Source organism: Lentzea fradiae, from assembly GCF_900100955.1.
In the GTDB taxonomy this organism is placed as follows: domain Bacteria; phylum Actinomycetota; class Actinomycetes; order Mycobacteriales; family Pseudonocardiaceae; genus Lentzea; species Lentzea fradiae.
Genome location: NZ_FNCC01000011.1, coordinates 280863 through 293273, shown reverse-complemented (window position 1 = coordinate 293273; position 12411 = coordinate 280863). Strand labels below are relative to the sequence as shown.

The following is a 12411-nucleotide window of genomic DNA, read 5'->3' as shown; positions in this document are numbered from 1 at the left end:
GGCGCCGTCCTGGCGGCGGGTCACTGGCGTGGGTGACCTTTGTCCTGGGGGTGTCGCCGTTGAGGCGCGGGGTTCGCCATCCGCCATTGGAGTGACGCGGGTAACACGGGCGTCGGCATCTTGCGATGTGCTGCTCGTGACCGAAACCGTTCTGCCTCACACCTTTCGCCGTGCCGCGCTGCTGAGTGCGGCGGTGGTCTCGCTGGCCGTCGTCGCCGGGTGTGGCCAGTCGTCCACCGGCCTTGCCGCCTCGGCGAGCTCCAGTGCCACGACGACCACGACGACCACCACCACTACGACGACCACCACGACTCCGCCGCCCGTCACCGTCACGTCCGTTGTGGACGGTCGGACCGTGGTGTTGTCGAGCGGGGTCAACCTGGTGCTGCAAGGGCTGGCCGCGCCCGGTGAGTGCTGGGCCTCGTCGGCGGTCGAGTTCGCCACGAAGACGTTGGTGGGCAAGCCGGTGCAGGTCGTCGGCGCGCGGCTGGTGCTGCCCGGCGAAGGTGACTTCGCGGTGCTCGCCGCCGGGCAGGGCGCCGCCCGCGCGGCCGAAGGTGCCGACACCGCCATCGCGGAGGCGGCGGCCGTCGCGAAGCAGGCGGGGCTGGGCTTCTGGGGGCCGTCGTGCGGTGGTCTCGACGTGAAGCCCGCGCCGCAACCCGTTGCCGCGCCGCCGCAGCCGGTCGTGCCGCAGCCGCAGCCGCAGCCCGTTGTGCCGCAGCCCGCTCCCGCGCCGCCGGTCAGCGCCTACTACGCGAACTGCGACGCGGCCCGTGCTGCCGGTGCCGCGCCCATCTACGCCGGACAGCCCGGTTACCGGGCGGCGCTCGACCGCGACAAGGACGGCGTCGCCTGCGAGTAGTCCACTCAGGACGGTTCACAGGCTCGTGATGACGCGCTCCCGGTGGAACTGCTTCACGACGAGGAAGAACGCGGCCACGTCGATGGCGAGCAGCACGAGAGCGGCGACGAGCGCGACGGTGATGTCGAAGAGCATCAGGCCGGTGGCCTGGCCGATCAGCAGGCCCACCACCGGCAGGATGATCACGACCGCCGTGCTCTGGGCCCCCTGCATCGTCTTCGACCGGCCGGAGACCGCCACGATCAGGCTGGTCGCCAGGAACGACACCAGCGGCACCAGCACGACGACGAGCACCACCCACGACCAGGTCGGGAAGAACAGGCCGCCCATCACGGACGCGCCGAGCGAGTTGACGACGACCGTGTAGACCACGAACGACACCCAGGTCACCAGCACGGACGGCACGACCGACACGAGCACCTTGCCCAGCACCAGCTCGCGGTTGGTCAGCGGCGTGTAGAGCAGGCCCTCGACGGTCCGCCGCTCCTTCTCGCCGACGAAGCTGGAGCTGCCCACGATGGTCGCCACCATGACCGGGATGAGCAGGAAGAACGGCGCCAGGAAGTAGATGATCACGGTGTGGACGACGGTCTGCTCGACGGTGTAGCCGGACGGCACGATCCCGTCCGGCAGGTTGTCGAGGAAGCTCTGCAACCCGTTGACCGACGTCCTCAGCAGCCCGCCGTTGCCGACGAGGATCACGGCGGCGGGGATGATCGCGGCGAAGAGGAGCGGGACGATCGCCAGCGGTGCGATCGCCTGCTTGTTGCGCGAGATCTCGAGCCAGTCCTTGCGCATCAACGCCCAGACCCGCTGACGGTCGATCATGCCGCACCTTCTTCCGCGAGCGTGGCGAAGTAGAGCTGCTCGATCGTCGGCCGTTGCGGCACCACGGCCCGCACCGGCACGTCGTGGCGGACGAGCGCGGCGACGGCGGCCGGCACCGCGTCCTCGTCGGCGGTGGAGAACGTGACCTCGCCCGCGACGACCTCCGCGGTCAGCCCGTCGACCGAGGAGATCACTTCGGCCGCCCGTGCGGGGTCGGACCCGACGGTGACGGAGTAGCGCTGCGCGGGCCACTTCCGGTGCAGCAGGGTCGGCACGTCTCCCGCCGTGAGCAGCGTGCCGTCCTTGAGGATGCCGATGTCGTCGCAGAGCGTTTCGAGGCCGTGCAGCTGGTGCGTGCAGATGATCACCGTGGTGTTCGCGGCCCGCACCATCCCGGTCAGGTAGGCGATCAGGTCGTTCGCCGCCTCCGGATCGAGCCCGGCGGTGGGCTCGTCGAGGAAGAGCAGCTCGGGCGTGTGCAGCACCGCGCGTCCGACCGCGAGCTTCTGCCGCATGCCCTTGCTGAGCTGACCCACCAGCGAGCCGGCCCGCTCGGATAGGCCGAGCACCTCCAGCACCTCGTCGATCCGCACGTCCAGCGTCGCGCGGGACAGCCCGTACAGCTCACCCCACGCGCGCAGGTTCTCCCGCGCGCTCAGCGACGGGTACAGGCTGGTGTCGGTCTGGACGCCGATCCGCGCCCGCAACCCGTCGGCGCTCGCCTCGGTCAGCCTCTCGCCGAACAGCGCCACCTCGCCGCCATCGGGGCGCAGCAGGCCGGTCAGGAGCCGGACCGTCGTGGTCTTGCCCGAGCCGTTGGGGCCCAGCAGGCCGAACGCCCGGCCCCTGGTGACCTCGAACGTCAGCCCGGAGACGGCCTGCCTGTCGCCGAAGCGCTTCGACAGGCCGGAGACGGACACGGCGAGATCCGGTGGCCCACTGTGTTCGGAGTGGACCGGAGGCGTCGGCGTCATGCGGGCATTGTGCATGGAAGGAGCGGAAAACCGGTGCTCGGCGAGCGTCCCTCTATCGGAGGGTGAGAAGGACGCCTCCACCGGTGCTGATCGGCACCGGCGGACGCCTGCACGGGTGCTGTTCCTCGGCCTGACGCCGCTCTGTCACCAGGCCGCTCCGCACTACACGGACGAGTGAGAGTGCCCAGGTAGCCTTCCCGCATCCCGCAGGCGAGTGGAAGGCAGCCCACATGAACGGACCGTTACCCGACAGAGTCACCGTCATCCCGCCGGACGTGCTGGCGCAGATGAAGTCGTTCCCGCTCCACGGTGACGAGCGGCTGCAGAACAAGCTCCTGTGGAAGTCTCCCAACGGCGACACGATCGTCGGTCTCATCCGGATGGCGCCGGGCGCTCGCGACGTCGGGCACAACCACCCGTCGGCCACGCAGCACACGTGGGTCGTCGACGGCACCGTGACCATCGGCGGGGTCGAGGCGGGCGCCGGTGCCTACGCGTTCGTGCCGCCGGGGGTGGACCACGAGACGGTCGCGGGGGACGAGCCGGTCACGATGTTCTACGTCTACCAGCCGTTCGCGCCCGAGCACGACCACGACCACGACGGCCACTGACGTTGGCCTGCAACGTTTTTCGGCCTCACCCCACCGTGGGGTGAAGTTGGGGCGGGAGCGCGGCGGGGCCGAATATGTTGTCCCGCATGAGGTCTGTGGTCGCCGCGTTATTACCCGGGGCCGTCACCTCCGGTGAGGCAGTCGCTTCGGCCGACGTGCCCGCCGGGAGGTGCGCGGCCGCCCCTCCTGTCGTCTCCGGCACGGAGACAGCTGCCGACGCACGTCCTCACCGGCTGCCCGGCCGGTGAGCTCGTCGTCCGGGCGACGCTCGTCGCCCGTGTCCACGGCGCCTCCCGCACCGTGGCCGCCGACAAGGCCGAGACGGACCCGGTGCCGCGATGGGGCCGCGTCCGGCCGGAGCCGACCTCCACGCCCGCTGAGGCGGGGCTGCGCGGACCGCGGTGGGGACACCGGACGCGGTCGTCAGCCTCGGGGCGGAGGGGGAGGAGACCGACCGGCGGCCCGGCACCGGTGGGCCGCCGAGTTCACCGCGCCGACCGGTTGACGGCACGGTGGTGACGCGCCGCTGCGGGGGCGGCTTGGACGACGGCAGCGGTGATGCCCGCCGTGACCGCACTCGCCCTGCCGGAACCGCCCGGTTCGGAGGTGCGGCACCCAAGCACCCAGTCCTACCCCGGCCGTCGCGCACGAGGTCTGCGGCGGCTGAGCGCACCTCGTGCGGCATGATGCGCCGATGCGTCCCGAGGTGTTCGTGGTCTGGGCACACACGAGTCCCGGCTGGGACGCCGCGCGAACACGGGCCTGGCGGGAGACGCTGCACAGGTTCGCCGGGCTGCTGCACGAGATCGGCGCCAAGCCCGAGATCGACCTCTACCACCAGCACGAACCCGTCGACTGGCCGACGTTCTGCCTGCGGCACATGGAGGACGCGGACCGGATCGCCGTCGCGGTGTCGCCGGGCTGGGCCCTCGCGTTCAGCGGCCGCAACCCGGACAGCCGGGGCGTCGAGTACGAGCTGAAGCACCTGCGCGGGCTGCTCCTGCAACGGCCGCAGTTGTTCCAGCGCAAGGTGATCGTCGTAGTGCTGCCCGGTGCCACGGTCGACGACATCCCGCCGTCGCTCACCTGCGTGCCGCACTTCGTCGTCGACCCCGGCGACCCGTCGTCCGCTGTGGACCTGGAGCACCAGCTGTCCGGGCGGCCGATGTACGAGACGCCCGTGCCGCGGCTGCGCGAGCTCGCCAGGGCCGGTGACCCCGAGGTCGTCGCCGAGCTGCTCAACACCACCGTCTACCTGCCCGATCCCGGACGGCCCGGCCTGGTCGCGGCGGACGTCTCCGGCCACGAGCGGGCGGTGCTCGCGTTCACCGGGCTCGACCGGCTGGTGGCCTACCGGCGGCTCAAGGGCTTCCCGTGGGACGACCGCTGGCTCGAGGTCGAGGGCGCGGAGCTGCTGCCGCTCGTGGCGCCGCTCGGCGTCGGGGTGGTGGTCGACGCGGGGGCGTCACGCGACGAGGTGGTCTTCGTGTCCGCCGCCGACATCCGAGGGCTCATCGGCTGACGCTCCAGTACCGTTCCTGACCAAACTTTCCCCGGTGGAGGTGTCTTGAACGGGTTCAGCGTCGATCCGGCGGAGCTGCGGGCGCTCGTCGGCCCGTTGGTCCGAGCGGCCGAGGAGGTCACCTCCCTGGCCCGGCACCCGGACGGACGGACGGACCCCACCCGCGGTGACCTGTTCGCCGCACTCGCGAGGTTCCGAGACGTCTCCGAGCAGGCGACAGCAGAATTGGTGCGCGACGTCGAAGGCACGGCGGACCGCCTCGTCGACACAGCCCGACATTACGAAGAGGTGGACACCTTTCTCGCGTGAGCCTCACCAGCGACTTCCACTACCTCCTGAGCGTGCAGGAGTGGTTGAAGCGGATGCGTGACGAGTGCGCATCCGTGGGGTTCGCCCATGCCAGGGCCACGGCGAACGGGTGGACCGGCGCGGCGAGCACCAAGTTCGACGAGTACCGGTACCGGGCGCGGAAGCGCTGGCTCGAGGTGTCCGACGCGTTCGAGGCCGCCCACGACGCCGTCGAGACCTACCTCTACACCCACGTCGAGGTGAGCCGTCTCGTCCAGCACGCGGACCCCGACCAGGCTGAGCGGCTGTGGCGGCAGCTCGCCGAGGAGGAGCAGCTCGCCGTCCGCGCCGTCGGCGTCGCGACCGACGAACTGAGACACGTGCGGTCGGAGCTGCGCGACCACGACCCCGTTCCGGTGCGGGTCACGGACGGCGTCCCGGCGCCCTCCGCGGCGCAGGTGCCGGTCGCCGCGGCACCGCCGGTGGTGCCGCAGGTGGAGGACTTCATGGCGAAGCCGCACGTCGAGACGGTGCTGACGACGCTCGCGATCACCGCGCGCTACCCGCGTTGGCGGAGGTGGTCAACGTGACGGGGTTCCACCGCGTTGTAGAGGAGACGGCGTCTCGCACTACGGCGAACGGGTGGGTACGACGCGGTGACGGGCAGCGGGTTGCTGTGGCGTCAACCGCAGACCGATCACGCACCGTAGGCTGTCAAGACGCCTAGGCTGGGGGTGATCGCGGAAGGGGTGGTGTCGGTCGTGGGGCTCGCCGAGTCCTTGCTCACGTGGCTGCACGGCTTCGTGGGCGCCACAATCTGCCCCGGTGACTGGGTGTGGACCACCACCGCGCTCGGCGCGGTGCTCGGGTTGTTCCCCACGATCGGGGCGCTGCTGTCCATCGCGGTGCGCCGGGTCGTCGGCAACTCCTACGGCCCCGTCACGGGCGCGATCTTCGCCGTGCTCGGTGTCGCCGGCTGCCTGGTGCTGCCGTGGCTGATCATGCGCGGCACCGTCGAGGGCCTCGCCTCGCGCTCGATCCCCGGCTCCTCCTCGCTCGACAGCGCCACCTGCTTCAACCAGTTCTCCCAGGGCAGCTACCTCGTCGACGGCACCCCGTCGATCATCGGCGTGGCCAGGGACCTCGGCGGGTCCCTCGTGTTCCTGGTCGCGGCCGGCATCACCATCGTGCTGGCGTTGCTGTGCCTGCTGTTCGTGATGCTGCAGGCGGGCTCGGCGTTCCGGCTCGGCCCGAGCTGGCCGCGGCGCGTCTTCTGGCCGCCGTTCCTGGTGCTCCTCGCGGCCACGTCGGCACAACCGGTGACGCTGGTGGGCCACGTGCTCCTGGGCTTTCTGCCGATTGCGGTAATCGGCTCAATCGTCGTGCGGATTTTCGGGTTGACTACCGCCATGCTGAACCGCCCCGGCCGCGACCGGTCCGCCGACCGGAACTCGCAGAACTCGCCGCCACCGCAGCCGGTGGCGCGCACGCCGCAGCAGTCGTCGCTGCCCCCCGCCCCGCAGAAGAAGGCGCAGACCAAGCCGATCGACGCGGCGCAGTACCAGCAGCCGTCCCAGCACCAGCCTTCTCAGCACCAGCCGTCCCAGCGCCAGCCGCACCAGCCGCCGCAGAACCCGCCGCCGTACCAGCCGGCGCAGGTGCCGAAGTACCAGCCGGCGCCGCTGAACCGGCCGATGCGCCCGGTGAACCAGCCGCCACCGCAGTACCCGCCGACCCGCGTGGCCGAGGTCCCGCCGCACCACGCGCCGCCCCCGCAGCCGTCCCAGCCGGCCGTCCTCGCCGACACGCCGGGCCCGCTGCCGTTCGGCCCCGGCGCCGCGAACGCCGACGCGCCGTCCCCCGTGCAGAAGTCGGGCAAGGTCTGGAACCCCGGCAACGGCCGGTTCCGCCGCGTCCGCCAGCTCGGCTCCGGCGGCTTCGGCACCGTCTGGCTGGCCGTCGACGAGCAGCTCGACCGCACGGTCGCGGTGAAGCTCGCGCACGCCCCGGACAACGAGACCGAGGCCCGCATGCTGCGCGAGGCCCGCGCACTGGCCGCCGTCCGCCACCCGAACTGCGTGCGGGTGTTCGACATCGTCCAGGACCCGGACGGCCTCGCGCTGGTCATGGAGTACATCGAGGGCGCATCGCTGTCGGAGACGGTCATCAAGAACGGCCTGATCGACGACAAGCTCGCCGCCCGCCTGTGGCTCAACATGGCCGACGCACTGGCCGCCGCGCACGACCGGGGCGTCCTGCACCGCGACGTGAAGCCGTCCAACGTGATCGTCGACAACCAGGGCACCGCGCACCTGATCGACTTCGGCATCGCGCGCTCCAAGGGCGACAGCACCCTCACCGCCACCGGCATGATGGTCGGCACCCCCGACTTCCTCGCACCGGAGACCGCACGCGGCGAGGCGGCGTCCCCCGCGTCCGACTCGTGGCAGCTGGCCGCGACGGTCTCCTACGCCCTCACCGGCCACCCGCCGCGCGGCTCCCGCGAGAACCCGATCTCCTCGCTGATGGCCGCCGCCCAGGGCGAACCGGTGACGAAGCTGCCGCAGAACAGCGCGCACGCCCGCCTGCTGCTCGCGGCGATGGACCCGGAACCGTCCCGCCGCCCGTCGCTCGCGCAGGTGCGGGGGCAGCTGTCGCAGTTCCTCGACCAGCAGGGCATGAGCAAGGAGGGCCCGGTGACGAAGATGATCGGCAAGCCGGGACCGCCTCCGACGAGGCACATGCCGATGTAGGCGGACCGCCGCCGCGCCGGAGGCCGGGTCAGCCCAGGGCTTTCTCGACCACCGGCGCCAGGCTGCGGCTGTACTCGCCGTTCACGTGGTCGGCGTCGTAGTAGACGACGACGTTCCCGATGACCGAGTAGCACTGCCGCGGGTCGCAGAAGTACTCGCTCAGGTCCACCAGCGACACCCCCGGCACCGTCGTGGTGCGTGCGACCTCCACCAGCGGGTCGGCCGGGTGGGCGGTCTCGCGCGGGATGGCGCAGGCGAGCGGGTCGGAGGGGTTCAGCGTCACGCAGTCGGGGGAGCGGACGTCGCTGTTGAGGGGCGGGTCGGCGAGGACGACGACTCGGGCGCCCGCGTCCGTCCACTTGCGCCAGCGGGGTTCCAGGCCCGCCCGGTACTGCTCGGTCTGGCCGCGGCGGGCACGGTCCTCGACCACTTCCTTGCGGGCGAAGAACGACGTCAGCACCAGTGACGGGCGGTCATCGGCGATCACGTCGGTCATCCGGCGGGTCCAGTTCGCGCAGCGGTCGGCCTCGTGGCTCGCGATCGGCTTGCCGCGGAACTCGCTGGTGCGCACGTCGGCGAACGGGCAGCCGCCGAGGAACGCGAGCTTGAGCTGCCACTTCGAGGCGCGGGCCAGCTCGAACAGCGAGGACTGCCACTGCTGGGCATGGGAGTCGCCGACCAGCCAGACCTTCCTGGCGGGTGCGCCGCCGGAGAAGTCGCAGATCGACGTCGTGTGCTTGTCGCCGGCGTTGTAGTCCTGGATCTGCCTGCACTCGGGGGCGAGCCGCCAGTACTCGTTCGCGGGACCCATCGCCGTCACCCTCGCCGGGCCGAACGGGGTGGGGCAGCCGTTGGTGCCGATCATGGCCCCGGCGCCGTGGCACGGGCTGGTGAGACCGGCGGCCACGTCGCGTTCGGCCTGCGCCACGTGCCTGCCGTAGGTCCACTGCAGGCCCGTCGCGAGGACGGCGACGACGGCGATGCCCGCCACCATGCCCGCGAACGTCAGGCGGGTGCTCCTGGTGAGCGGGCCCCACGCCATGCCGCGGTCCTCGACGAGCACCTTCGACAGCCAGGCGAGCACCAGCGACACCGCGAGCAGGCCGAAGAGCCAGGGCGTGGTGAGCTTGCCGCCCTCGAGCAGACCGCCCAGCGCGAACGGGGCCAGCAGCAGCACCGGCCAGTGCCACAGGTAGAGCGAGTAGCTGATGTCGCCGACGAACTGCACCGGCCGGGAGGCGGTCACGGGTGTGTGCCACTGACGGCCGGGGCGCAAGCCGGACATGATCACCAGGCCGGTGCCGGCCGCGGGCAGCAGGGCGAGGTAGCCGGGAAACGGCGTGTGGTGGTCGTAGACGAACGCGGTCGCGACGATCAGGGCGAGACCGGTGAACGCGGCCAGCTCCGCGGCGAGGCGGGGGAGCACGAGCCGGGTGGCGGCCAGTGCGATGCCCGCGCCGATCGCGAACTCCCACACGCGGACCGGCGTGATGAAGTACGCCGCGCTCGGCGAGACGATCGTGTAGTGGACGCTCAGGCCCAGCGACAACGCGCCGAGGACCGCGACGCCGGCCATCACCCGGCGGCGCCTGCCGAGCTTGAACATGCCCATCAGCAGCAGCGGCCAGAACAGGTAGAACTGCTCCTCCACCGACAGCGACCAGTAGTGCTGCACCAGGCTCGCGGCCTCGTTCTGCGCCGAGTAGTTCACCGACTTGCCCGCGAGGAGCCAGTTCTCCCAGTAGGAGGCGGCGGAGAAGGACTCCCACGCGTTGGCGGTCCAGCGCGGGTACGGGAGCAGGAAGTACGCCATCACGACGCTGAGCGCGAGCACCAGCAGCGCGGCGGGCAGCAGGCGGCGGACGCGGCGCGCGTAGAAGCGGCCGAGCCGGACCCGGCCGGTGCGGAGGATCTCGCGGTCGAGGTGCGAGGTGATCAGGAAGCCGGAGATGACGAAGAAGACGTCGACGCCGACGTAGCCGCCGGTGAGCGAGCCCGGCCAGAAGTGGTTCACCACGACGGCCAGCACGGCGATCGCGCGCAGGGCCTGCACGTCCGTGCGGAAGCCGCGAGCCTTCCGCTGCCCGTGTCCGTCGGGCCGGCTGCCGTGCTCCGGGCGTGACTCGACGGTGGTGCTCACAGGGGTACGTCCTTCGAGTGTCACTCGCTTGAGGTGCGAGCGGGGATGCTAACCGACCGCACCTGGTGAGGACGATATTTCGGGCCTGCTTCTAGGCGATCCGGGTGAACGTGGGAGTTACCCGTAACGGTGATTCACCGTTCAACGACCTAAGCCGTGGTTCATCCGGGAGCTCGGGCACCGCAGGGGGTGCCCCGCGGAGGGTGGTGAGGCGGTTTCCGCCGATCGCCTCACCACTCACCTCCGATCCGGTCTACCCGCCGGGGGCGGGTCCGATCAGCGCGAGCTGAGCGCCTGCTCGATCATCGGTGTCAGCGTGCGGCTGTACTCCTTGTTGATGTGGTCGCCGTCGAAGTACACCGTCACGTTCCCGATCACGCTGTAACAGAGCTCTCTGTCGCAGAAGTAGTTCGTCAGGTCGATCAGCGAGACGCGCGGGTTGCTCGTCGACTTCGCGACCTCGGTCAGCGGGTCCGGCGGGTGCGCCTTGTCGCGCGGCATCGCGCACGCCTTGGGGTTCGAGGCGTTCAGCGTCGCGCAGTCGGTCGAGCGGACGTCCCGGTTGTACGGCGGGTCGGCGATGACGAAGACGCGCGTGCCGGTGTCCGTCCACGCCTGCCACCACGGTTCGAGGCCGGTGCGGTACTGCTCGGTCTGGCTGCGGCCGCTGCCGTCCTCCACGAACTCCTGGCGCGAGAAGAACGACATCAGCACCATCGACGGCCGGTCGTCGGTGACCGCGGGGACCACCTGCGCCTTCCACTCGTAGCAGCTCATGATGTCGGCCATCCCCCCAGGGGCGCGGTAGCCGCTGAACTGGACGTCGGCGAACGGGCAGCCGCCCAGGATGCCGACCTTGAGCAGCCACTTCTCCTTGCGGGCCACCTCGAACACCGCTGGCTGCCACTGCTCGGCGTGCGAGTCGCCGAGCAGCCACACGGTCTGGGTGGGCTTGCCGTCGCCGCTGAAGTCGCACACCGACATCGTCCGCTTGTCACCGACCTTGAAGCGGTCGGTGACCTCACACTCCGGGGCGGGGTGCCAGTACTCGTTGGCCGGGCCCATCTCCGTGACACGGGCAGGGCCGAACGGGTCGGCGCAGTTGTTCTCCGCGATCATCGCGGCGGCGCCGTGGCACCCGGTGATCTTGATCTCCTGGGGGACCTCCCGCCCGGCGGCGGCGACCCGCTGGTGGTAGCCCGCCTGGAGCCCGCCCGCGAGGACCTCGACCACGAGCAGGCCGGCGAACATCGCCGCGAAGGTCGTCTTCGTGTTGCGCACCAGCGGTGCGAACGTGCGGGCGCGGTCCTCCACCAGCATCTTCGTGAGCCACGCCAGCACGACCGACAGCGCCAGCAGCCACAGCAGCCAGGCCGTGGTCAGCTTGCCTCCGTCGAGCGAGCCGCCGAGGACGAACGGCGCGAGGACCACGACCGGCCAGTGCCACAGGTACAGCGAGTAGCTGATGTTGCCGATGAACTGCACGGGCGCCGACGCCGTCACCGGGGTGTGCCACTGCGGTCCCGGCCGCAGCCCGGAGACGATCACCAGCGCGGTGCCGATCGTCGGGACCAGCGCGAGCGAGCCGGGGAACGGCGTGGTGTGGTCGTAGACGAACGCGGGGACGAGGATCAGCACGAAACCGACGCCCGCCGCGACCTCCGCGAGGACGCGCGGCAGCACCAGCTTCGACGCCAGCAGCGCGACGAACGCCCCGAGCGCGAACTCCCACACCCGCGCGAAGGTGTTGAAGTAGGCCGGGTTGGGGGACAGGGCCGTGTGCACGACGCTGACCACCAGCGACAGCACGCCGACGGCGGCGACGCCGGGCACGAGCCAGCGCAGGTTGCGACCGAGCGAGACGAGGCCGACCAGCAGCAGCGGCCAGAACAGGTAGAACTGCTCCTCCACCGACAGCGACCAGAAGTGCTGGACGACGCTCGCCGAGGCGTTCTGCGCCGAGTAGTTCACCGACTTCGCCGCGAGGAGCCAGTTCTCCCAGTAGAAGGCGGACGCGAACGTCTCCCACGCCGTCGCCGACCACCGCGGGTACGGCAGCAGCACGCCCGCCAGCACGACGCTCACGGCGAGCACCAACAGCGCCGCGGGCATCAACCGGCGGATGCGGCGCGCGTAGAACGTGCCGAACCGGACGCGCCCGGTGCGCGCGATCTCGCGGCCCAGGTGCGAGGTGATCAGGAAGCCGGAGATGACGAAGAAGACGTCGACGCCGACGTAGCCACCGGTGAGCACGCCGGGCCAGAAGTGGTTCACCACCACTGCCAGCACCGCGATCGCGCGCAGGGCCTGGACGTCGGCGCGGAAGCCCGGTGCCTTCGGCGTTCGGTTGCCCGTGCCGAGCAGCTTCCTGGCCTGCGCGACACGTGTTTGTACGGTGGTGCTCATGCTTCGCCGATCCCCCTGTCAGCC

10 protein-coding genes are annotated in these 12411 nt (G+C 71.1%); 6 read left to right on the top strand and 4 right to left on the bottom strand.

The genetic code is table 11. The features are described 5' to 3' along the window. Positions 1 to 136 precede the first annotated feature (136 nt). Entirely contained in the window at positions 137 to 865 is a 729-nt protein-coding gene (locus BLT23_RS26915; RefSeq protein WP_245744195.1) for an excalibur calcium-binding domain-containing protein, read from the top strand. A 15-nt stretch (positions 866 to 880) separates the two neighbouring features. On the opposite strand, the gene BLT23_RS26910 is transcribed toward BLT23_RS26915, so the two are convergent. Further along, complete coding sequence (locus BLT23_RS26910) at positions 881 to 1693, bottom strand: ABC transporter permease subunit (protein WP_090053653.1); 813 nt, start codon at positions 1691 to 1693, stop codon at positions 881 to 883. Continuing rightward, on the bottom strand, positions 1690 to 2667 hold the full coding sequence (locus tag BLT23_RS26905; protein WP_176946934.1) for an ABC transporter ATP-binding protein: 978 nt from the start codon (positions 2665 to 2667) through the stop codon (positions 1690 to 1692). Before BLT23_RS26905 ends, BLT23_RS26910 begins: the two co-directional genes overlap by 4 nt. A gap of 230 nt (positions 2668 to 2897) precedes the next feature. Here BLT23_RS26905 and BLT23_RS26900 point away from each other — a divergent pair, with 230 nt between their 5' ends. The 5 genes from BLT23_RS26900 (at position 2898) to BLT23_RS26880 (ending at position 7841) form a co-directional block, all read left to right on the top strand. Continuing rightward, the gene (locus BLT23_RS26900) at positions 2898 to 3278 is read left to right on the top strand and encodes a cupin domain-containing protein (RefSeq protein ID WP_090053648.1); all 381 of its coding nucleotides are present in this window, start codon (positions 2898 to 2900) and stop codon (positions 3276 to 3278) included. A 694-nt stretch (positions 3279 to 3972) separates the two neighbouring features. Then, positions 3973 to 4800 (top strand): hypothetical protein, encoded by an 828-nt coding sequence (locus BLT23_RS26895; RefSeq protein ID WP_090053645.1) that lies wholly within the window; start codon positions 3973 to 3975, stop codon positions 4798 to 4800. Between the two features lie 45 nt (positions 4801 to 4845). Continuing rightward, on the top strand, positions 4846 to 5109 hold the full coding sequence (locus BLT23_RS26890) for a hypothetical protein (RefSeq protein ID WP_090053642.1): 264 nt from the start codon (positions 4846 to 4848) through the stop codon (positions 5107 to 5109). Further along, positions 5106 to 5678, top strand: coding sequence for a putative T7SS-secreted protein (locus tag BLT23_RS26885; protein ID WP_090053640.1), 573 nt, complete (start codon positions 5106 to 5108; stop codon positions 5676 to 5678). The genes BLT23_RS26890 and BLT23_RS26885 overlap by 4 nt, the downstream gene beginning before the upstream one ends. Positions 5679 to 5822: 144 nt before the next feature. Then, positions 5823 to 7841, top strand: a complete 2019-nt coding sequence (locus tag BLT23_RS26880) for a serine/threonine-protein kinase (protein ID WP_245744193.1) — start codon at positions 5823 to 5825, stop codon at positions 7839 to 7841. A gap of 28 nt (positions 7842 to 7869) precedes the next feature. Here BLT23_RS26880 and BLT23_RS26875 read toward each other — a convergent pair whose 3' ends face one another. Continuing rightward, positions 7870 to 9981: an acyltransferase family protein gene (locus BLT23_RS26875; protein ID WP_090053635.1), complete on the bottom strand. Its 2112-nt coding sequence runs from the start codon at positions 9979 to 9981 to the stop codon at positions 7870 to 7872. Positions 9982 to 10257: 276 nt separating this feature from the next. After that, the gene (locus BLT23_RS26870; RefSeq protein WP_090053632.1) at positions 10258 to 12387 is read right to left on the bottom strand and encodes an acyltransferase family protein; all 2130 of its coding nucleotides are present in this window, start codon (positions 12385 to 12387) and stop codon (positions 10258 to 10260) included. Between the last annotated feature and the right edge of the window lie 24 nt (positions 12388 to 12411).

Coding starts and splice junctions, on each gene's coding strand:
- BLT23_RS26905 (WP_176946934.1), bottom strand. CDS start 2,667: ATGACGCCGACGCCTCCGGTCCACTCCGAACACAGTGGGCCACCGGAT.
- BLT23_RS26910 (WP_090053653.1), bottom strand. CDS start 1,693: ATGATCGACCGTCAGCGGGTCTGGGCGTTGATGCGCAAGGACTGGCTC.
- BLT23_RS26900 (WP_090053648.1), top strand. CDS start 2,898: ATGAACGGACCGTTACCCGACAGAGTCACCGTCATCCCGCCGGACGTG.
- BLT23_RS26870 (WP_090053632.1), bottom strand. CDS start 12,387: ATGAGCACCACCGTACAAACACGTGTCGCGCAGGCCAGGAAGCTGCTC.
- BLT23_RS26895 (WP_090053645.1), top strand. CDS start 3,973: ATGCGTCCCGAGGTGTTCGTGGTCTGGGCACACACGAGTCCCGGCTGG.